This is a genomic window from Xanthomonas sp. NCPPB 2933, from assembly GCF_056725225.1.
In genome coordinates this window covers 4,803,284-4,823,895 of sequence record NZ_CM161518.1, presented here as the reverse complement: position 1 = coordinate 4,823,895, position 20,612 = coordinate 4,803,284, and the positions used below count along the sequence as shown (strand labels likewise).

General features: G+C 66.0%; 18 protein-coding genes. 13 read left to right on the top strand and 5 right to left on the bottom strand.

What is annotated here, in order from left to right; genetic code table 11:
- Nucleotides 1-8 precede the first annotated feature (8 nt).
- Entirely contained in the window at nucleotides 9-893 is an 885-nt protein-coding gene (locus AC1PLU_RS20385; RefSeq protein ID WP_481107096.1) for an energy transducer TonB, read from the top strand.
- A 578-nt stretch (nucleotides 894-1,471) separates the two neighbouring features.
- Here the strand turns inward: AC1PLU_RS20385 and rho are convergent.
- Nucleotides 1,472-3,370, bottom strand: coding sequence for a transcription termination factor Rho (gene rho, locus AC1PLU_RS20380; protein ID WP_481107095.1), 1,899 nt, complete (start codon nucleotides 3,368-3,370; stop codon nucleotides 1,472-1,474).
- Nucleotides 3,371-3,590: 220 nt separating this feature from the next.
- Nucleotides 3,591-3,932, bottom strand: coding sequence for a thioredoxin TrxA (gene trxA, locus AC1PLU_RS20375; RefSeq protein WP_005923050.1), 342 nt, complete (start codon nucleotides 3,930-3,932; stop codon nucleotides 3,591-3,593).
- 198 nt (nucleotides 3,933-4,130) lie between these two features.
- Here trxA and rhlB point away from each other — a divergent pair, with 198 nt between their 5' ends.
- From rhlB to rpoH, 6 genes are all read left to right on the top strand, one after another.
- Nucleotides 4,131-5,867: an ATP-dependent RNA helicase RhlB gene (gene rhlB, locus AC1PLU_RS20370; protein ID WP_481107094.1), complete on the top strand. Its 1,737-nt coding sequence runs from the start codon at nucleotides 4,131-4,133 to the stop codon at nucleotides 5,865-5,867.
- Between the two features lie 75 nt (nucleotides 5,868-5,942).
- Nucleotides 5,943-6,629: a cell division ATP-binding protein FtsE gene (ftsE, locus tag AC1PLU_RS20365; RefSeq protein WP_023905405.1), complete on the top strand. Its 687-nt coding sequence runs from the start codon at nucleotides 5,943-5,945 to the stop codon at nucleotides 6,627-6,629.
- Complete coding sequence (gene ftsX, locus AC1PLU_RS20360; protein ID WP_255086682.1) at nucleotides 6,626-7,576, top strand: permease-like cell division protein FtsX; 951 nt, start codon at nucleotides 6,626-6,628, stop codon at nucleotides 7,574-7,576. Before ftsE ends, ftsX begins: the two co-directional genes overlap by 4 nt.
- Nucleotides 7,577-7,584: 8 nt before the next feature.
- Entirely contained in the window at nucleotides 7,585-8,427 is an 843-nt protein-coding gene (locus AC1PLU_RS20355) for a response regulator (RefSeq protein WP_006453139.1), read from the top strand.
- 14 nt (nucleotides 8,428-8,441) lie between these two features.
- Entirely contained in the window at nucleotides 8,442-9,167 is a 726-nt protein-coding gene (gene ung, locus AC1PLU_RS20350) for a uracil-DNA glycosylase (protein ID WP_043889906.1), read from the top strand.
- Between the two features lie 197 nt (nucleotides 9,168-9,364).
- Complete coding sequence (gene rpoH / locus AC1PLU_RS20345; RefSeq protein WP_006453141.1) at nucleotides 9,365-10,240, top strand: RNA polymerase sigma factor RpoH; 876 nt, start codon at nucleotides 9,365-9,367, stop codon at nucleotides 10,238-10,240.
- Between the two features lie 145 nt (nucleotides 10,241-10,385).
- Here rpoH and AC1PLU_RS20340 read toward each other — a convergent pair whose 3' ends face one another.
- Both AC1PLU_RS20340 and AC1PLU_RS20335 read right to left on the bottom strand, forming a co-directional pair.
- Complete coding sequence (locus AC1PLU_RS20340; protein ID WP_115039571.1) at nucleotides 10,386-11,000, bottom strand: trimeric intracellular cation channel family protein; 615 nt, start codon at nucleotides 10,998-11,000, stop codon at nucleotides 10,386-10,388.
- Between the two features lie 52 nt (nucleotides 11,001-11,052).
- On the bottom strand, nucleotides 11,053-12,345 hold the full coding sequence (locus tag AC1PLU_RS20335) for an NAD(P)/FAD-dependent oxidoreductase (protein ID WP_481095110.1): 1,293 nt from the start codon (nucleotides 12,343-12,345) through the stop codon (nucleotides 11,053-11,055).
- Nucleotides 12,346-12,463: 118 nt separating this feature from the next.
- Here AC1PLU_RS20335 and AC1PLU_RS20330 point away from each other — a divergent pair, with 118 nt between their 5' ends.
- Genes AC1PLU_RS20330 through AC1PLU_RS20320 form a run of 3 tightly spaced genes read left to right on the top strand, consistent with a single transcriptional unit; the run spans nucleotide 12,464 to nucleotide 14,480 of the window.
- On the top strand, nucleotides 12,464-12,994 hold the full coding sequence (locus AC1PLU_RS20330; protein ID WP_481107093.1) for a hypothetical protein: 531 nt from the start codon (nucleotides 12,464-12,466) through the stop codon (nucleotides 12,992-12,994).
- The gene (locus AC1PLU_RS20325; RefSeq protein ID WP_006453145.1) at nucleotides 12,991-13,821 is read left to right on the top strand and encodes an NYN domain-containing protein; all 831 of its coding nucleotides are present in this window, start codon (nucleotides 12,991-12,993) and stop codon (nucleotides 13,819-13,821) included. The genes AC1PLU_RS20330 and AC1PLU_RS20325 overlap by 4 nt, the downstream gene beginning before the upstream one ends.
- Nucleotides 13,818-14,480: a glutathione S-transferase family protein gene (locus AC1PLU_RS20320; protein ID WP_481107092.1), complete on the top strand. Its 663-nt coding sequence runs from the start codon at nucleotides 13,818-13,820 to the stop codon at nucleotides 14,478-14,480. Before AC1PLU_RS20325 ends, AC1PLU_RS20320 begins: the two co-directional genes overlap by 4 nt.
- Before the next feature lie 198 nt (nucleotides 14,481-14,678).
- Here the strand turns inward: AC1PLU_RS20320 and AC1PLU_RS20315 are convergent, their stop codons facing one another.
- Nucleotides 14,679-16,901 (bottom strand): primosomal protein N', encoded by a 2,223-nt coding sequence (locus tag AC1PLU_RS20315; protein ID WP_481107091.1) that lies wholly within the window; start codon nucleotides 16,899-16,901, stop codon nucleotides 14,679-14,681.
- 470 nt (nucleotides 16,902-17,371) lie between these two features.
- Between AC1PLU_RS20315 and AC1PLU_RS20310 the strand changes: the two genes are divergently transcribed.
- The 3 genes from AC1PLU_RS20310 (at nucleotide 17,372) to AC1PLU_RS20300 (ending at nucleotide 20,563) form a co-directional block, all read left to right on the top strand.
- Nucleotides 17,372-18,409: a hypothetical protein gene (locus AC1PLU_RS20310; protein WP_481107090.1), complete on the top strand. Its 1,038-nt coding sequence runs from the start codon at nucleotides 17,372-17,374 to the stop codon at nucleotides 18,407-18,409.
- Nucleotides 18,396-19,013 (top strand): DUF3106 domain-containing protein, encoded by a 618-nt coding sequence (locus AC1PLU_RS20305; RefSeq protein WP_481107089.1) that lies wholly within the window; start codon nucleotides 18,396-18,398, stop codon nucleotides 19,011-19,013. The genes AC1PLU_RS20310 and AC1PLU_RS20305 overlap by 14 nt, the downstream gene beginning before the upstream one ends.
- Before the next feature lie 173 nt (nucleotides 19,014-19,186).
- Nucleotides 19,187-20,563 (top strand): MATE family efflux transporter, encoded by a 1,377-nt coding sequence (locus AC1PLU_RS20300; RefSeq protein ID WP_481107088.1) that lies wholly within the window; start codon nucleotides 19,187-19,189, stop codon nucleotides 20,561-20,563.
- Nucleotides 20,564-20,612 lie beyond the last annotated feature (49 nt).

Here is a 20,612-nt window from a genome sequence, read left to right as displayed (position 1 = left end):
GCGCGGTCATGCAGTGGAAGCAACGCTTGGGCCTGGGGATTTTGTTGGCAATGGCGAGTATCAACGGCGTGCAGGCACGTCCCAGTGCCGCGCAGGTGCAGGCGCAGATGGAGGCCAGCATGAATGTCGCGGGCGAATTGACGCTGACTCCGGACGGCACTGTCACGGCGGTCAAGCTCACCGATGAAGCAAGCTTGCCGCCAGTGGTCCGCGACCGCGTCAAGCAATCGATCGCCTCCTGGCGCTTCGACCCTGTCAAAGACGATGGAAGCGCATTGCCCGCGCAACTACCGATGAATCTGCTGCTGGTCGCCAAGCCGGGCGACAACAACACGTATGCGGTATCGATTCGCAGCGCGCATTTCGGCAGCCAGGAGCAAGGTGCCGCCAGCGTCGCTGCCAAGGACATGCCGCCACCGGCCTACCCTGAGCATGCGTTTCGAGAGGGTGCGACAGGGGTGGTGTATCTGCTGCTCAAGATCGGCCGCGATGGCAAGGTCGAGGATCTGGTCGCAGAGCAGGTCAACCTGACCACGTTGGCGCCGGAATCCAAGCGCCCGCGCTGGCGCAAGGCGTTTGCCGATGCCGCAATCGCCAAGGCGCAGCGCTGGACATTTGTGCTGCCTACGCAAGGCGCCGAGGCCGACGCGCCGTACTGGGTCATGCGGGTTCCGGTCACCTTCGACATCGAAACCTGGCCAGGCAATCTGACCGCTGCAAAGCAAGCCAAAAAGTGGCAATCCTATTTGCCGGGCCCGCGTCAGCCGGCGCCCTGGCACGAACAGCGCGGTGCGTCAGCATCGACCGACAGTCCGGATGCGCTACCTGGAAGTGGATTGTTCTCGGCACGCGGAGTAGGTGTGCGCTTGGTGACACCGCTGCAAGGAAGTTAGGCGCAACGCCAACATCAGAGCGGCTGGCAAACTACTTCATGCCGGTCTATTGCGGAGAAGACGATCTGGGCCTTCGCTGCGGGGCGGATTATCTGATGCTTGGCGGCAGGGCGGCTGATCTGCGATTTGGCTGCAGGGCCCTTGCCCGCCCACCATCGCAGGACACGCCGCAAGTACGTCCGTGTAGGCTCTTACGCGGCATCCATGCCGCGTAAGGTCCCGCGACGGTAGGCGGGCAAGGACCATCGAAGATGGTCGGTGTGCATAGTTGCAAGCACTGCATTACGTGCGTTGTTCGGATAACGGCGGCGCATTCGATCAGCTTCGCAATGCAATCAACAGACAGCTTTCAACAAAGCCGCCAACTAACTTTCTGGTGCGGTGTCCTTACCGATTGCGGGACCGTGTGGCGGCATGGATGCCGCCACCGAGCCTCCACGGACGGATTCACGGCGTGTCCCGCGAGCGGTGAGGGCGCCGCGCACTCGGCCAACCAGGCTTGTGACTGCAAGCAATCGCGCACCCAAAAAAAAGCCCCGCAATGCGGGGCTTTTTCTTATCGAGAATGCCGATCGAAATCAGCGCTTCATCGAACTGAAGAACTCGTCGTTGGACTTGGTGGTCTTCATCTTGTCCAGCAGGAATTCCATCGCTGCGATTTCGTCCATCGGGTGCAGCAGCTTGCGCAGAATCCAGATCTTCTGCAGCAGCTCCGGCTCGATCAACAGATCTTCGCGACGCGTACCCGAACGGTTGATGTCGATCGCCGGGTAGACGCGCTTTTCGGTGATGCGACGATTCAAATGCACTTCGCTATTGCCGGTGCCCTTGAATTCTTCGTAGATCACCTCGTCCATCTTGCTGCCGGTCTCGACCAGCGCCGTGGCGATGATGGTCAGCGAACCGCCTTCTTCCACATTACGGGCCGCACCGAAGAAGCGCTTCGGGCGATGCAACGCGTTGGCGTCCACACCACCGGTGAGCACCTTGCCGGAGCTGGGCACCACGTTGTTGTAGGCGCGTGCCAGACGAGTGATCGAGTCGAGCAGGATCACCACGTCCTTCTTGTGCTCGACCAGGCGCTTGGCCCGCTCGATCACCATTTCGGCAACCTGCACGTGACGCGCAGCCGGCTCATCGAACGTCGAGGAGATAACCTCGCCGCGCACGGTGCGCTGCATTTCGGTGACTTCTTCCGGGCGCTCGTCGATCAGCAACACGATCATGTGCACTTCGGGATGATTGCTGGTGATGGCCGTGGCCACCTGCTGCATCATCATTGTCTTACCGGCCTTGGGCGGGGAGACGATCAGCGCACGCTGACCCTTACCCTGCGGCGCCATCAGATCCAGGATGCGGCCGGTGATGTCCTCGGTGGACCCATCGCCACGCTCCAGACGGAAACGCCGGCGCGGAAACAGCGGGGTCAGGTTCTCGAACAGCACCTTGTTCTTGCTGGCTTCCAGCGGCTCGCCGTTGATGGTGTCGACGATCGACAGCGCGAAATAGCGTTCGCCGTCCTTCGGGAAGCGGATTCGGCCGGACAGATGGTCGCCGGTGCGCAGGTTGAAACGGCGGATCTGGCTGGGCGAAATATACGTATCGTCCGGGCCGGCCAGGTAGCTGGCTTCGGCGGCACGCAGGAAACCGAAGCCGTCGGGCAGGATTTCCAGCACGCCGTCGGCGGCAACGCCTTCGCCGTGGCGGGTCAGCACCTTGAGCAGGGCGAAGATCACGTCCTGCTTGCGCGCACGCGCCACGCCTTCCTGGATGTTGAGCTGATCAGCGATATCCAGCAGCTTCTGCGCCGGCATCCGCTTGAGATCGCTCAGCGAATACACCGGGAAGCCATCCGGCACGGCCGGGTGCGGACGCGCGATAAACGGCTCGTTGCTGCCATCGGACGACGGCATGCCGCCACCGGTTTCATTACCGAACCGATCGCGCGGCCCACGGTCGCGGCGGTTGCGGAACCGGTCACGGCGATTGCCCTGCTGGTTCTGCCCCTGGCCCTGACCTTGCTGATTCTGGCCGGCGTTCTGACCTTGGTCCTGACCCTGACCTTGCGGCTGGCCCTGGACCTGGGTTTGACCCTGGTTCTGGCCTTGGCCCCGGCTTTGCGCCTGATTCTGGTTCTGCTGGTTCTGCGCCTGGTTGAAGCGCTGCTGCTGCGACTGGCCACCCTCGCGGGATTCGCCATGGTTGTCGCCGCCCTGGTTGCCCTGACTGGCGCTGGGGGCGTTACCGGCATATGCGCCATCGCTGGACGTCTGCGCCGGTGCCGAATCGGCAGCGTGCGACGGTGCCTGCGGCGCGCGCGGGACATCGGGCGCGGGGCTGGCGGGCAAGGGCAGGTTGGGCTGTTGCGCGCCACCGTCGTCATTGGCAACGGCGGTCTTGCTCACGCGCGGCTTGCGCACGCGTTTCTCGACAGGAGCGTCGACGCTCCCGGTATCGGAAGAAGGATGATCGGACAAGTGCTTGATTCCTCGCTAAGAGTGCGAGCGCCCGGCTGGGGGGCGAACTATGGTGATGGGAGTCTAGAGAGACGTTTCTAGAGGGGTACGGCGGCGCACGAACGTGCTCCGGATCGACTGACACTATCACCGCTGCGCTTAACCGCGCAAGCGTCTGCCGGGGCAGGGTTTAACTGCTGGCGAAACATCGGGGGCGCCCATCGCTGGGACGCCCGCTCGCTCAGGCGGCCGCGCCGCCCAGGGTCTTGTCGATCATCTGGGTGAGTTGGCCCTTGCCAACCGCCCCGATCTGGGTCGCCTGCACCTGCCCGTCCTTGAACAGCAGCAGCATCGGGATCGACCGCACGTGGTACTTGATGGCCAGGGCGCGGTTCTGGTCCACATTGACCTTGGCAACCTTGAGCCTGCCCTGGTATGTATCGGCCAGATCGTCCAGTACCGGGGCGATCATCTTGCACGGGCCACACCATTCGGCCCAGAAATCCACCAGGACCGGTTCGCCGGATTGCAGTACAGCTGTATCGAAGTCGGCATCGCCGACATGTTGAACCTTGTCGCTCACGTTGGGTCTCCTGGAAACCAAAACGGCCCGCCCGAACGGGCAGGCCGCTACATTGCGTTAAACTGGGGCATTGCGCGACTGAATCAAGTGTCAGTCCTGAAGCCGCGCTGTCCGCCACAACAGCCGCAGTTTGCGACGCTGTCGGCATCGATGCAAGCCGCGCCCGGGCTGCCCAGGGCGCCTCACGAAGACGGAATAATGAGCGACAAACCGCTGACCGATTTGACTTTTTCCACGTTCGACCTGCATCCGGCGTTGATCGCCGGGCTGGAGAGCGCCGGGTTTACCCGCTGTACCCCGATCCAGGCGCTGACGCTGCCGGTCGCGCTGCCAGGCGGCGATGTCGCCGGCCAGGCCCAGACCGGCACCGGCAAGACGCTGGCGTTCCTGGTGACGGTGGTGAACCGCCTGCTGAACCGCCCGGCGCTGGCCGACCGCAAGCCGGAAGACCCGCGCGCGCTGATCCTGGCCCCGACCCGCGAGCTGGCGATCCAGATCCACAAGGATGCGGTCAAGTTCGGCGCCGACCTGGGCCTGCGCTTTGCGCTGGTCTACGGCGGGGTGGACTACGACAAGCAGCGCGAGCTGCTGCAGCAGGGCGTGGACGTGATCATCGCGACCCCGGGCCGGCTGATCGACTACGTCAAGCAGCACAAGGTGGTCTCGCTGCACGCCTGCGAAATCTGCGTGCTGGACGAAGCCGACCGCATGTTTGATCTGGGCTTCATCAAGGACATTCGCTTCCTGCTGCGGCGCATGCCCGAGCGCGGCACCCGCCAGACCCTGCTGTTCTCGGCCACGCTCAGCCACCGCGTGCTCGAGCTCGCCTACGAGCACATGAACGAGCCGGAGAAGCTGGTGGTCGAAACCGAGACCATCACTGCCGCACGCGTACGTCAGCGCATCTATTTCCCCTCAGACGAAGAGAAGCAGACGCTGCTGCTCGGCTTGCTGTCGCGTAGCGAAGGCGCGCGCACCATGGTGTTCGTCAACACCAAGGCGTTCGTCGAGCGCGTCGCGCGCACGCTGGAGCGTCATGGCTACCGGGTCGGCGTGTTGTCCGGCGATGTGCCGCAGAAGAAGCGCGAGTCGCTGCTCAACCGCTTTCAGAAGGGCCAGCTCGAAATCCTGGTCGCCACCGACGTTGCCGCGCGCGGCCTGCATATCGATGGCGTCAAGTACGTCTACAACTACGACCTGCCGTTCGATGCGGAAGACTATGTGCACCGCATCGGCCGCACCGCGCGTCTGGGCGAAGAAGGCGATGCGATCAGCTTCGCTTGCGAGCGCTATGCGATGAGCCTGCCGGACATCGAGGCCTATATCGCGCAGAAGATCCCGGTCGAGCCGGTGACCTCCGAACTGCTGATCCCGTTGCCGCGTACCGCACGCGTGCCGGTGGAAGGCGAAGAGGTCGACGACGACGCCGGCGACAGCGTGGGCACGATCTTCCGCGAGGCGCGCGAACAGCGTGCTGCCGAAGAACAGCGTCGCGGCGGTGGCCGCAGCGGTCCGGGTGGCGCTTCGCGCAGTGGCAGCAGCAGTGGTGGCGGTCGCCGTGATGGCGGCAGTGCCGATAGCAAGCCGCGTCCGCGCCGCAAGCCGCGTGTCGAAGGCGACGTTGCCGCCGAGACTGCAACCGTTGCAGCAGCCTCGGAAGCGCCCGTGGTCGCAGCAGCGACGACTGAAGCGCCGTCGACCATCGTGGCCGATGCCGAGCGCGCACCGCGCAAGCGTCGTCGTCGCCGCAACGGTCGTCCGGTCGAAGGTGCCGAGCCAGCCGTGGCGTCCACACCGGTTGCTGCGCCGGCCGCACCGCGCAAGCCGACCCAGGTGGTCGCAAAGCCGGTGCGCAGTGCGACCAAGCCGTCGGGCAGCCCGTCGCTGCTGAGTCGTATCGGCCGCAGATTGCGTTCGCTGGTCTCCGGCAACTGATCTGTTGCCGCTGCAATCGCATCGCCGGGCTTCGGCGATGCGACGCAAGCGCTGGCGCTCCGGCATAATCGCTGGATGACCGTTCTGCGTTTCGACAACGTCAGCAAGCACTACGCCGGTGGCCACCAGGCGCTGACCGATGTCAGCTTCGAAGTGGCCGATGGCGAGATGCTGTTCGTGACCGGCCACTCCGGCGCCGGCAAAAGTACCTTGCTCAAATTAATTCATCTCAGCGAGCGCCCGAGCCAGGGCGCGGTGCTGCTGGGCGAACGCAACCTGCTCAAGGTGCGCGGCCGGCACATCCCGTTGCATCGTCGCCAGGTGGGCGCGGTCTATCAGGACCATCGCCTGCTCACCGACCGCAGCATCGCCGAGAACGTGGCATTGCCATTGATCCTGCGTGGCACCCGCCGCGCCGAGATCGGCAAGCGTGTGCGTTCGGCGCTGGAGCGGATTGGGTTGGCTCATCGCGAAAAGGCCTTGCCGTCGCAGTTGTCGGCCGGAGAGCAGCAGCGCGTGGGCATCGCCCGTGCCATTGTTGGCGAGCCGCGTTTGCTGGTGGCCGATGAGCCCACCGGCAATCTCGACCCGGCGCTGGCCGCTGAAATCATGCAGTTGTTCGCCGAGTTGCCGGCGCGCGGCACCAGCGTGCTGGTGGTCAGCCACGATCTGGCCCTGCTCAAGCAGATGCGCAAGCGCGTGCTGATCCTGGATCACGGCCGGCTGGTCGACGACATCTCGCCGCAGGATCTGGCCGAATGAGCAAGCCCGCCAATACCGAAGCCGCCGCACCCTCGCGGTTCGGCGTGTGGATCGACCACCATCTGCACAGCATCGCCTTCAGCCTGGGCCGCGCGATGCGCAAGCCTTGGGCCACCTTGCTGACCATCGTGGTGATGGCGCTGGCACTGGCCTTGCCGCTGGGGCTGTCGATCGCCTTGGACAACGTCAAGCTGCTGGCCGGCAGCGTGCAGCAATCGCGCGAGATCAATCTGTTCCTGAAGGTCGATATCGGCGCCGATGCCGCACAGGCCCTGGCCGGCGAATTGCGTGCGCGCCCGGACGTCGCCCAGGTCACCTTGCGCACGCCCGCACAAGGACTGACCGAGCTGCGCGAAAGCGCCAAGCTCAATGAGGCGATCGATGCGCTCGGCGACAACCCGCTCCCCACGCTGTTGATCGTCACCCCGACCGATGCGGCCGACGATGCGCAACTGGCCGGCGCGTTGCAGGCCTTGCCGCAGACCGACCAGGTGCAGCACGACGCGTTGTGGCGCAAACGCCTGGATGGCTGGCTGCGCTTTGGCGAGCGTCTGGTGCAGGTGCTCTCGGCACTGCTCGGCGTCGGCGCGGTACTGGTGGTCGGCAACACCGTGCGGCTGGATATCCAATCGCGGCGCGAGGAAATCGGCGTGCTGCAGCTGCTGGGCGCCAGCGATGGCTTCATCCGGCGCCCGTTTCTGTATCTGGGTGCGTGGTACGGGCTGGGTGCCGGCGCGGTTGCGCTCGCGCTGATCACCGCCTCCGGGCTGGCCTTGCAGGCACCGTTGGCGACATTGGCCGATAGCTATGGCAGTTCTTTTACCCTGCACGGGCTGGATCTGCTGCATTCTGCGATGGTGCTGGTCGGCACCCTGGTCCTGGGTTGGCTGGGCGCCTGGCTGGTGACCGGCCATTTCCTTCGCCAGACCCGTCCCACCGAGACCTGAGGCCTGCCATGCATCCACCAGATCTCAAACACCTGATCAGCGACGCGCCGCGCGTGATGGTGGTCGATGGCTCGAAGCTGGTGCGCAAGCTGATTGCCGATGTGCTGACCCGCGACCTGCCGAATGTGCAGGTGATCGGCTGCTCCAGCATTGCCGAGGCGCGTCAGGCGCTGGAAGCCGGCACGGTGGATCTGGTCACCACCTCGCTGTCGCTGCCCGACGGCGATGGCCTGACCCTGGCGCGCAGCGTGCGCGAAGCGGCCGGCCAGGCCTACGTGCCGGTGATCGTGGTCTCCGGCGATGCGCAGCAGCATCTGGTGGAGCGTCGCTTCACCGAGTACGTCACCGATTATTTCGACAAGGCACTGGGCCACGAAGCCCTGGCGACCTTCATCCGCGGCTACGTGCAGCCCGAGCCGATCGTCGGCGCGACCGTGCTGTACATCGAAGACAGCCGCGTGGTGGCGGAGGCGACCAAGCGCATGCTCGAGCGCCAGAGCCTGAAGGTCATCCATGTGCTCACCGCCGAAGACGCCTTCGCACTGCTCACCGCCGAATCGCTGGGCCGCACCGAGCGCCGCATCGACGTGGTGCTGACCGATGTGACCCTGAAAGGCGAGCTCAACGGCCGCGACGTGGTCGAGCGCATCCGCATCGATTTCGCCTACGGCAAGCGCCGCCTGCCGGTGCTGGTGATGACCGGCGACACCAACCCGCGCAACCAGTCCGAACTGCTACGCGCCGGCGCCAACGATCTGGTGCAAAAACCCATTGAAGAGCGGCTGCTGGTGACCAAGGTGTTGTTCCAGCTGCGCCTGGCACGGCTTGAGGATCAGGCTGTCACGCTATGACTGAAATGTTAGATGTGGCCGAAGTAGAAGCACGTATCCAGCTGGAACCGTCGTGGAAGGCGCGCGTGGGCGATTGGTTGCTGCGCCCGGAAATGCAGGAACTGTCCGCCTTCCTACGTCAGCGCAAGGCGGCTGGCGCGCGGGTGTTTCCACCCGGCCCGCAGATCTTTGCCGCTTTCGATGCCACCCCGTTCGAGCAGGTCAAGGTGGTGATCCTGGGCCAGGACCCGTATCACGGCGAAGGCCAGGCGCATGGGCTGTGCTTTTCGGTGTTGCCCGGCGTGCCGGTGCCGCCGTCGCTGCTCAACATCTACAAAGAGATTCAGGACGACCTGGGCATCGCACGACCGGACCACGGCTATCTGATGCCGTGGGCGCGCCAGGGCGTGCTGCTGCTCAATGCGGTGCTGACGGTGGAGCAGGGGCGTGCCGGCGCGCACCAGAACAAGGGCTGGGAAGGCTTTACCGATCACGTTGTGGAAACGCTCAACCGCGAGCGCGAAGGCCTGGTGTTCCTGCTGTGGGGCAGTTATGCGCAGTCCAAGGGCAAGGTCATCGACCAGGCGCGCCATCGCGTGTTCAAGGCCCCGCATCCCTCGCCGTTGTCGGCGCACCGCGGCTTTCTGGGCTGCCAGCACTTTTCCAAGACCAACGACCATCTGCAGCGGCGCGGGCTCGGCCCGATCGACTGGTCGCTCCCACCGCGTAACGCGCTTGACACCACGCCCGCCCGCGGCTGAACAGGTCGGGCGGCACCGCATTTCGCATTGCTTTTGTCACGGTCTTCGCAGCGTGGCGGTGATAACTTATCCATCGATTCGTGGAGTTGGCCGCTGGAACGCCGGTATGGTCAAAAGCCCGAACGTCCTATAAATGGAACGCTGGGAACTCTTACTGTACCCGGCAGTCCAATAGTTCGACTGCTAAGATGGTGCCTATGAACCAGACTACCTCGACTGCCCTTGTGGCAAACAATCTCCCGATTCCCAGTGCGCTCGGTTCGCTGGACGCCTACATCGGTGCCGTGCACCAGATCCCGGTGCTGTCGGTCGATGAGGAACAGAATCTCGCCCGTCGTTTCCGCGACGAGCTGGATCTGGACGCCGCGCGCGAACTGGTCCATTCCCACCTGCGCTTCGTGGTGCATGTGGCCCGCGGCTATAACGGCTACGGCCTGCCGCTGGGCGATCTGATCCAGGAAGGCAACATCGGCCTGATGAAGGCGGTCAAGCGTTTCGACCCGGAAATGGGCGTACGCCTGGTCAGCTTCGCAGTGCACTGGATCCGTGCCGAAATGCACGAGTTCATTTTGAAGAACTGGCGCATCGTCAAGGTCGCCACGACCAAGGCGCAGCGCAAGCTGTTCTTCAACCTGCGCAAGTCCAAGACCCGCTTGGGTTGGCTCAATGCCTCCGAAGTGACTGCGGTCGCCAAGGACCTGAACGTCTCCGAGCGCGAAGTGATGGAGATGGAGTCGCGTCTGTCCGGTCGCGACATCGGCTTCGATGCCTCGTCCGATGAGGACGACGATCATGGCCCGCCGTCGCCGGTGAGCTACCTGGTCGCCAACGAGGAAGACCCGTCGCAGGCCTACGAGCGTCACGACAGCGAAGACAACCAGCTGCAGCTGTTGCGCGAAGGGCTGTCCGGTCTGGATACGCGTTCGCGCGACATCGTCAAGCGCCGTTGGCTGGATTCCGACTCCAAGGTGACCTTGCAGGAGCTAGCCGACGAGTACGGCGTGTCGGCCGAGCGGATTCGCCAGATCGAGGCGAACGCGCTGAAGAAGATGAAGGCACTGTTCGTCGCTTGATCGGTTCGATCACGCGCGTCAGGTTGCAAAAACGGCCCGGTTTTCCGGGCCGTTTGCGTTGCAGGTGTGCAGTTTTCATGTCCTTCAAGAAGCTGACGAACCGTCAGGATGATGCGCCCGGCATTATCGCTTTTGCCGACGACAGCTATTCCGGCAGACGGGCCACCGGTAGATGCCAGCCATAGCGGATGGCCATGAAGCGCAGGCCGAAACACACGCCCGCACCTGTCGCCAGCGACCAGGCTTGCGGCACGTCGAGCACATGCCCGATCGCGACCAGGCCGCCGCCTGCGAGTGCGGCCACTGCATATAGCTCTGCTTGCAATACCACCGGCGTACGCGCTACCAGCAGATCGCGCGCGATGCCGCCGCCGATGCCGCTGAGCATGCCCAGCAAGGTGGCGCTCAGCGGGCTGAGGTTGTAGTCCAGCGCCTTGCTGGTGCCGTAGACCGCAAACAAGGCCAGCCCGGCTGCGTCGAACAGTTGCACCGGGTTGCGCAGCCGTTCCACCGCGGCATGCCAGCGGAAACCGGCCACCCCGGCCAGGCAGGCGATGAGCAGATACTGCGGATGCACCAACGCAGCCGGCGGGGTGGCGCCGATCAACACATCGCGCACGATCCCGCCGGAGACTGCGGCCGCGCACGACAGCACCAGCACGCCGAACAGATCCAGACGGTTGCGCACCGCCACGGTGGCGCCGCTGAGAGCGAACACGAAGGTGCCGAGCAGATCCAGCAGGAACAGGAGAGTGGTCACGGCGCCGCAGTGGGAACGGGCGGCACAGCATCGCGCACCGCCCGTCGCACTGTCATCCGTCCTTGCTGTTGGGCGGCGGGTCGTCGGTTGCGCCGCCGAAGATGATGCGTGCGGCGCGCTGGTAGCTCCAGTACGCCATTGCCCAGTTCACCAGCACCACGAAGCGGTTGCGGAAGCCGATCAGGAAGTACACGTGCGCGGCCAGCCAGAACCACCAGGCGACGATACCGGACAGCTTGAGCTTGCCCACATGCACGATGGCGGCCATGCGGCCGATGGTGGCCAGATTGCCGTAGTCCTGATAACGGAACGCCGGCGTGGCCTGGCCGCGATGGCGCGCGCGGATCGCCTTGGCGATGTGCTTGCCCATCTGCTTTGCCGCCGGCGCCACGCCCGGCACCGGGCGGCCACCCTGCTGCACCGAGGCCAGGTCGCCACCGACGAAGATCTCCGGGTGGCCGGGCACGCTCAGGTCCGGCTGCACCAGTACGCGACCGGCGCGATCCAGCGGCACGCCCAGCGTGCGCGCTAGCGGCGAGGCGGCCACACCGGCAGCCCAGACGACGGTACGCGCGGGCACGAAGGTGTCGCCGAGTTGATAGCCGAGCGCGTCGATATGCGTCACCGGCGTACCGGTGTGCACTTCCACGCCTAAGCGTTCCAACTGCTTGCGCGCCTTGTCGGTGAGATCTTCCGGGAACGAAGGCAGCACGCGCGGGCCGGCTTCGACCAGACGCACGCGCGCCTGCTGCGGATCGATGTGGCGGAACTCGTCCTTGAGCGTGTGGCGGGCGATTTCGGCCAGCGTGCCGGCCAGTTCCACGCCGGTCGGACCGCCGCCGACCACCGCAAAGCTGAGCCAGGCGGCGCGTGCGGCCGGGTCGGATTCGGCTTCGGCACGCTCGAAGGCCAGCAGCAATTTGCGCCGCAGCACCAGCGCGTCGTACAGCGTTTTCAGGCCTGGCGCATGCTCGGCCCAGTGATCGTTGCCGAAGTAGGCATGGGTGGCGCCGGTGGCCAGCAGCAGCATGTCGTAGCCGAGCGTGTTGCCATCGGCGAGCACCACTTCGCGACGGGTTGGAGCAATTTCGGCCACATCGCCAAGCAGCACTTCGACATTGCGCTGCTCGCGCAGGATGTGCCGCAGCGGCGCTGCGATATCCGGTGCCGACAGGCCGGCGGTGGCCACCTGGTACAGCAACGGCTGGAACAGGTGATGGTTCTGGCGGTCGATCAGGGTGATGCGGATGCCGGGATCGTCGAGCGCGCGGGTCGCCCATAAGCCGGCAAAACCGCCACCAACCACGACCAGATGCAGTGGAGCTTGGGAGGGAGGAGAAGTCATCGTAGAGTCCGATGGAATGCGACGCGGGCTCATCAGCATGCCGTATTTGCACTGAACATGACGCCTGAATTCGGCCTGCCTGCGGCATCATGTCGCATCCCGTCGATCCGGTCACCGCATGTTGTTGCTGCCACCGCCCTTGCCGCCGTTGTCACCTCCGCCGCAATCGCCGTTTCCCTCCTCCACGTCTGCCGCAGCGCCGTCCGCGCCGGCAGTGCGTCCCGTCCGAAAGCGGCTCAGCGGGGTCGCGATCGGCCTGATCGGCCTGGCAGCCTGCGCGATGCTGTTCGGCATGCTGGTGCTCGGGGCGCTTGGCTGGCTGACCGTCACCGGCTGGTCGCTGTTCGCCGATCAGGCGCGCACCGCGCTGCAGGACGATGCGGTGGTGCAGGAGCGGATCGGCCAGATCCACACGATGCGGGTGGATCTGTATCGCACCGGTCTTGCGCCGGGCGGCGATGATTTTGTCTTCAATGTGGAAGGCGATCGTGGCGCGGGGCGGGTGCATGCCACCTGGGTCAGTGCCGGGGCAGAAAGCGAGACGCTGACCAACGGGACGCTCACCATGCGCGATGGCAGCGAATACGCGTTGCCGGGCGCAACTGCTGAAAATACCGAAACCGACTCTGCCGATTCCTGGGAGCAATGAGCATGATCGACAACCCCGACAAACGCATCGCCTTGCTGATCGATGCCGACAACGCGCCGGCCGGCAAGATCGACGTGGTGCTGGCCGAAGTGGCGCGCTACGGTGTGGCCAATGTGCGCCGCGCCTACGGCAACTGGAAGAGCCCGCACCTGAAAAACTGGGAAGCGGCGCTGCACGATTATGCGATCCGGCCGATCCAGCAATTTGCCTATAGCTCGGGCAAAAACGCCTCGGACATGGCGATGGTGATCGATGCGATGGACCTGTTGTACGCGCGCAATCTGGACGGGTTTGCCATCGTCTCCAGCGATGCGGATTTCACCCCGCTGGTGATGCGTCTGCTCACCGATGGCATGAAGGTGTACGGCTTCGGAGAGAAGAAAACCCCGGCGCCGTTCGTCAATGCCTGCTCCAAGTTCACCTATGTCGAAGCGCTGGGCGAGCAGGCGGCAGCAGCCGGCGACACCGCTGCCGGGCGCAAGGACGCCACGGCGTTGCGCAGCGATACGCGTCTGGTGCAGATGCTGCGTAATGCGATCGACAGTGCCCGCGAAGACGATGGCTGGGCGTTGCTGAGTGCGGTGGGCAAGCAGGTGGCCAACCAGGCCTCGTTCGATCCGCGCAACTACGGCTACCGCAAGCTCAGCGACCTGGTGCGCGCGATCGGCTTGTTCGAGATCAAGCAGGACGAGCAGGCGCTGTGGCTACGCGATGCACCCAAGGGCGGGCGAGCGAAGGCTGCGCAGTCCGCTGCTGCAGGATCAGCGCAAGCCTCGGTTGCGAAGCCTGCGGCGCGCGCGACGTCCAAGCCGGCGGCAGGGAAATGACCCTGGCACCCGCTGCAACGCAGCCCACCGCGCAGACACCAACGATCACGTTATGGGGGCGCCGCAATTCCAGCAATGTGCGCAAGGTGTTGTGGTGCGCCGAAGAAGCCGCAGTGCCCTACACATCGATCGAAGTGGGCGGCGCCTTCGGTGGTAACGACACGCCCGCCTATCGCGCGTTGAATCCGAACGGGGTGGTGCCGACGCTGCAGGATGGCGAGTTGGTGCTGTGGGAGTCCAACGCGATCGTGCGTTATCTGGCCGCGCGTTATGCGCCGGCCCTGTATCCGCAATCGCCGGCAGAACGCGCGCTGGGCGATCGCTGGATGGACTGGACCACCTCGACATTTGCCAGCGTGTTTCGCGATCTGTTCTGGGGCGTGCTGCGCACCCCCGAGGCCGAGCGCGAGCACGCACGCATCGCCGCTGCTTTGATGCGCTCGGGCGAACTGCTTGCACGCGCCGATGCGGCATTGGCGCAACAGCCGTATCTGTCCGGCGAACAGTTCGCGATGGGCGATATTCCGCTCGGCAGCTTTATCTACGCCTGGTTCGAAATGCCGATCGAACGGCCCGAGTTGCCGCACCTGCAGGCGTGGTATCAGCGTTTGCGCGCGCGGCCCGCGTACCAGCGTGGGGTGATGACGGCGCTGACGTGAGCTGCGAGTCTCAGCGTTGCAAAGGGGTGGGCCACATACACCGTGCGGCCTGCCGGCTCGCTTTTTTTGTAGGAGCGCACTCGTGCGCGAGGGCATTACCGGTAACGCCCCATCGCGCGCAAGCGCGCTCCTACAAAACGTGAACAGACCGCGCAAAACGTGAGTCTGGCTGCAGCCGCGTGTGCGACATGCCCTGCACTAATACAGATCGATCGGGTCCACATCCAGCGACCAGCGCACGCGCCGCGCCTGTGGCAATGCGTAGATGGCCGGCAGTTGCGCATCGAGCAAACGGTGCAAGGCCGAGCGCTGTTGCGCAGACAACAACAGCTGCGTGCGCTGGAAACCGGCGCGGCGCGGCATGGGTGCGGGCATCGGGCCGTAGCATTCCACTGCGGCAAACGCGGGCGATTGCGTCGTGGTGTCTGACGTGGTCAGGCCACGCACTGCCATCAAAAACTGATTGGCGGCCGCCACATCCTTGGCTTCGGCGCGGAACAGCGCCAGATGCGCGAAAGGTGGAAATCCCGCCGCCTCGCGCTGTTGCAGTTCGGCGTCGGCAAAGGCGTGATAACCGCCGTTGACCAGGGTCTGCAGCAAGGGATGTTCCGGATGGTGGGTCTGTAACCAGACCTCGCCAGGGCGGTCGGCACGCCCGGCGCGTCCTGCCACCTGGATCAGTTGCTGGGAGAGTTTTTCGGCGGCGCGGAAGTCGGCAGAAAACAGGCCTTCGTCGATACCGACCACCACCACCATGGTCAGCCGTGGCAGGTCGTGGCCCTTGGCCAGGATCTGGGTGCCGACCAGAATGCCGGCTGCGGTACCGAGCCGGGCGAGTTGGGTTTCCAGCGCATCGCGGCGCTGGGTGGTGCTGCGGTCGATACGTACCACCGGAAACTCCGGGAACGCCTCGGTCAGGCGTTCTTCCAGCCGCTCGGTGCCGATGCCTTGCGGCTGCAGTGCCAGACTGGCGCAGGCCGGGCAGGCCAGCGGTGCGGATTGGCGCGCGCCGCAGTGATGGCATTGCAGGCGCCGGCCACCGGCGTGCACGGTCATCGGGGTCTGGTGCAGCGGCGTGCTGCAGCGTTGGCAGGCGGCGGTCCAGCCGCAGTCGTGGCACAGCAGCACCGGTGCATAGCCACGGCGGTTCTTGAACACCAGCACCTGCTCGCCACGCGCCAGGGTGGCGCCTATGCCGGCCAGCACCTCCGGCGACAGCCCGTCCTTGAGCGGGCGCTTGCGCACATCGAGCACGCGCACGCGCGGCGGACGCGCTTCGCCGGCCCGACGCGACAGGCGCAGATGCTGGTAGCGGCCGGAATAGGCGTTATGCAGGCTTTCCAGCGAGGGCGTGGCGCTGCCCAGAATCACCGGCACATCCAGCGCCTTGCCGCGCACCAGCGCGAAGTCGCGGGCGTGATAGCGGATGCCGTCCTGCTGCTTGTAACTGCCGTCGTGTTCCTCATCGACCACGATCAGGCCGGCCTTGGGTAGCGGAATGAAGATCGCCGAGCGGGTGCCGACGATCAGTTTGGCCTCGCCACGCCAGGCGGCCGCCCACACGCGGGCGCGTTCGCCATCGGACAGGCCCGAGTGCAGCGCATGTACGGGTACGCCGAGGCGGGCGCGGAAGCGGCCCAGGGTCTGCGGGGTCAGGCCGATTTCCGGCACCAGCACCAGCGCCTGGCGTCCGGCCGCAAGGCAATCGGCGATCGCCTGCAGATAGACCTCGGTCTTGCCGCTGCCGGTGACGCCATCGAGCAGATAGGTGGCAAAGCCAGTGTGTGCGCGGATGGCGGCGGCGGCGGCCTGTTGCTCGTCGTTGAGCTGCGGGCCAGTGCCGGGGCGCGGCGGGATGGCGTCGGCGGGCACCGCCACGCGCTCGGCGTAGCCGCGCTTGGCCAGACTGCGCGCGGCCTCGCGCCATTGCGGCAGCAACGGGTCCAACTGTTCTTCGCCCACCGCACCGGTGAGCAGCAGGGCTGCGAGCAAGGCTGGGCGGCTGCCTGCGCGCAGACCGGCAGCGCCGGTGCGCCCGGTCTCGGTCAGCTGCCAGGCCCAGGCATGGGTATCGGCCAGCGGTTCGCCACGGCGCAACGGGCCGGGCAGCGCGCTGGCCTGGGTTTCGCCAAGCGGTGCGTGGGTGTAGCGCGCCAGCCAGTGCAGCGAGCGGGCCAGCTCCTCGACCAGAAGCGGGGCGTCGTCACACCAGGCCAATGCCGGGCGCAGCCCATCGGCCGACGTCAGCTGCCCGATCTCCACCACCACCCCGACCAGCTCGCGCGGCCCGAACGGCACCCGTACCCGGCAGCCGACCCGCGCCGGATCGGTCAGCGGGGCATCGGCCGGGGGCAGATAGTCGAATGTGTGGGGCAGCGGCACCGGCAAGGCGACGCGCAGGGTGGCGACGGTCGAAGACATCCGGTCAGTCTACCGACCCTGTCCAGAGGCCGGCAGTCGGGTATCAGATCGCCCCAAATCGGCACCTTGGCTTACGGCGCGTTTCTGTGACGGAAGTGATAAATACGACGTAAACCTATGTGAGGGTTAAGGAAACCGGTTTATCCACACTGCCTGTGGATAAACCTGTGAATTAGTCTCGTGCTCCACGCGTTGAAGGCGGATTCACTAGCCTCTGCAACCTCTTGGACATTTTTTAGCCAATACGGATAAGTTTATAAATATCAGCAAGTTAGGCGTGAAACACGATTGCAACAAAGAAAAAACAACAGTTGACAGACGTCTGCGTATCGGTATGTCTGCCGCTGTGCACAACCCGCACGGGTGGCGGTCGCGGCCAAGGTGAGGGCGGAGCAAGGCCGTCTCGATCTGTCAAGCCATCGGCGGGGGCCAGTTGCGTCGGTATCATGCCGGCCGATGCTGGAGTTCTCATGACCGTAGTCCCCGACGCCCCTGTCACCCCTGCCGCGTTGTCAGCCTTCCTGCGCGGTGTCGAACGCCGGGGTCTGGTGCTCGCGCAACTGCAATGCGGCGATGTGGCGGCGGCCGAGCGGGCCCTGGCTGCGGCGCTACGTGCCTTCAGCAGCCAGGCGGCAGGACGCCCGATGGCCGGTTGGCCGATGCGCTTCTGGAGCCTGTTGGCAGCTGCCCCGCCGTTGCGGCGCGAGCCCATGCCGGGCACCTGGCTGCCCCCGTTCACCGCGCTGGGGCGGATGCAGACCACCGACCGGCTGGCGCTGCTGCTGCGCATCGTGGCCGGGCTGGAAGAAGAGCCCGCCAGCGAGGTACAGGGCATCGACGTGGCGGCGTATCGGCAATCGCTGGCCCGCGCCTGCCCGCGCGATGCGGCCGGCAATCCGGACGCGCAGGCCTGGCGGGTGCTGGCCGAGGCGGCGCAGCAGGAGTTGCGCGAACTCACCCCGGCCCAGGTGAGTCGACTGGGGCAACTCCGCGATTCGGCCCTGGCCGGCATGCCGCTGCAACCGGCGGCGGCAGCGCCTGTGGTCGCCGCTGCCGAGCCGCGTCGTCCGGCGGCGCCACGTGCGCGCCCCGCCCGTCAGTGGCATTGGCCGCGGATCTCGCGCCGCCACGCCGGCATCGTGCTGGCGGTGCTGGCGTTGGCACTGTTGCTCGCGGTGCTGGGCTGGTGGTGGGCCCATCGCCGGCCCGCACTGCCGCCCGAGCCGGTCTCGCAGGCGCCGGCCGGCGTGTTGCATGTCACCGACGCCGCACCGGTGCTGGTGGAAGAACTTCCCGCCGCCGACCTGCCGGACGCAGCGGCAACCCCCGGCATGGACCCGCGCGACCAGGCGATGCTGGCCGACCCGGATCTGGAACTGGCGCGCTCGGCGGATTTCTACGCCTGGTATGCGGCCGGCCATCCGGTGCCGGCCGACGAATCCGGCGCCCATGCCACCGCCGCCGAGCCGCCTGCCGCCCCGATGGAGACCGTCGATGACGAGAATTAAGTGGTGCGGCCTGCTGTTGTGCGCCGCCGCCCGTCTGGCCAGTGCGCAAGCCCTGCCGGCGCCCCTGGAAGAAGGCAGCGCTGCCGCGCCGTCCGGCACCCCAACGCCCGTCGCCGCGACGGCCGCGACTCCAGCTTCCGCGACCCCGAGCGCCGCACAGCAACGCGCGCGCTGGGACGCCTTGACGCCGGCACAGCAGGCTGAGTTGCGCGCCCGCTATGGCGCGTGGAAAGGGCTCACCGCCACCGACCGGGTGGTGCTGCGGCAGGCACGCGAGCGTCTGCGTGCCTTGCCCGAAGACCAGCAGCGCGCACTGCGCACGCAGTTCACCGTGATGGATCGCCTGCATCGCGATGGCTGGCGCCTGGGCTCGCAGCTGGGCGCGTTCTATTCCCCGTTGCAGCCGTTGATCGGCTACGTACCGCCGGCACAGCGCGACGCGCTCTTGAGCGTGCTGCGCAGCCTGGATGCCGGGCAGCTGGAGCAGTTGGCGCTGCTGGCACAACGCACCCCGCCGCAGGAGCGCGATGCCTTGCGCGATGCCTTGCTGGCCGAGGCGCCTGCAACGCGCAATGCATGGTTGAAGCGGCAGCTGGCGCGGTGATGTCGAAACCCTCGCTGTCGAAACCCTCAACGCATCGTCGCGCGTCCACGCGCCGTTGGCGCATGGGAGGCTGACTGACCCACGTCGCACAGTGCGGGTAAGATGTCGGCCCCGCGCGACCCGGTGCCAGCGCCTCCCGGCACGGCCGTAGTCCGCGCAGCGATCGGTTTGTCATGTCTGTTTCTTCTGCACCCACGTCCGCGACGCCAGGCTTCGCTGCGGAAGTGCGTACCACCGGCCTGCTCGCGCTGCCGCTGGTGCTCGGCCACGTCTCTACCGGCCTCATTGGCTTTGTCGACAACGTCATCGCCGGCCACCACGGCACCGCCACGTTGGCCGCAGTCACCATCGGCACCTCGCTGTTGTGGCTGCCAATGCTGGTGCCGATCGGCACGCTGATCTCGTTGACCGCTTCGGTCTCGCAACTGGTCGGTGCCGGCCGCGAGCGCGAGATCGGCCCGTTGTTCCGCCAGGCGTTGTGGTTATCGCTAGGGTTGGGCGCGGTGATGTTCGCCTTCCTGAGCGCGGTGCCGCCGCTGCTGCCCACCTTCGGGATTGCGCCGGACATCGTGCCGGGGGCGACCGACTTCCTGCATGCGGTGCGCTGGGGCGGGCCGGCGCTGACGTTCTACTTCTGCATGCGCTATCTCAGCGAAGGCATGCACTGGACGCTGCCGACCATGTTGCTGGGTTTTGGCGGCCTGCTGGTGCTGGCGCCGCTGGGCTATGCGCTGACCTACGGCAAGTTCGGTTTTGCCGAGCACGGTGCGCAAGGCCTGGGCATGGCCTCGGCGATCACCATGTGGGTGCAGGCACTCGCGTTTGCGCTGTATCTGTGGCGCTCGCGCCGCTTTGCGCATCTGCAGTTGTTCACCCATTTCGAGGGGCCGCGCTGGCATGCCATTAGCGACTTGCTACGCACCGGTCTGCCGATCGGCATTACCGTGTTGATGGAAGGCGGGCTGTTCATCGTCACCGCCTTGCTGATCGGCCGGCTCGGCTCCACCGAAGCGGCGGCGCACCAGATTGCGATCAACGTCGCGCAGTTGTGTTTCATGATCCCGATGGGCGTGGCCGAGGCCACCACGGTGCGGGTCGGGCATGCGGTGGGGCGCGGCGATCCGCTCGGCATGCGGCGTGCGGCCTGGGCCGGCTACGCCATCGTGCTGGGCACCCAGGCGTTGTCGGCCAGCGTGCTGTTGCTGGGCCACGACGCCATCGTGAGTGTCTATACCGACGATGTGGCGGTGGCGGCGCTGGCCTCGGTGCTGCTGCTGTACGCAGCCACTTTCCAGTTTCCCGACGGCCTCCAGGTGCTCTCCAGCGGCGCGCTGCGCGGGCTCAAGGACACCCGTGTGCCGATGTTCCTGGCAATGTTCTCGTATTGGGGCGTGGGCATGCCGATCGGTGCCGGGCTCGGCCTGGGACTTGGCTGGGGCCCGCAAGGCATGTGGATCGGCCTGATTCTGGGCCTGACCGTGGCGTCGATCCTGATGGGCCTGCGTTTCCGCCGGACCAGCCGGCGCCTGACTGCCGACGCGACCCCCTGACTTCCAGCGCATGCCGTGCGTGCTGCGCAGCCGGTATGCTGGGCAGCAT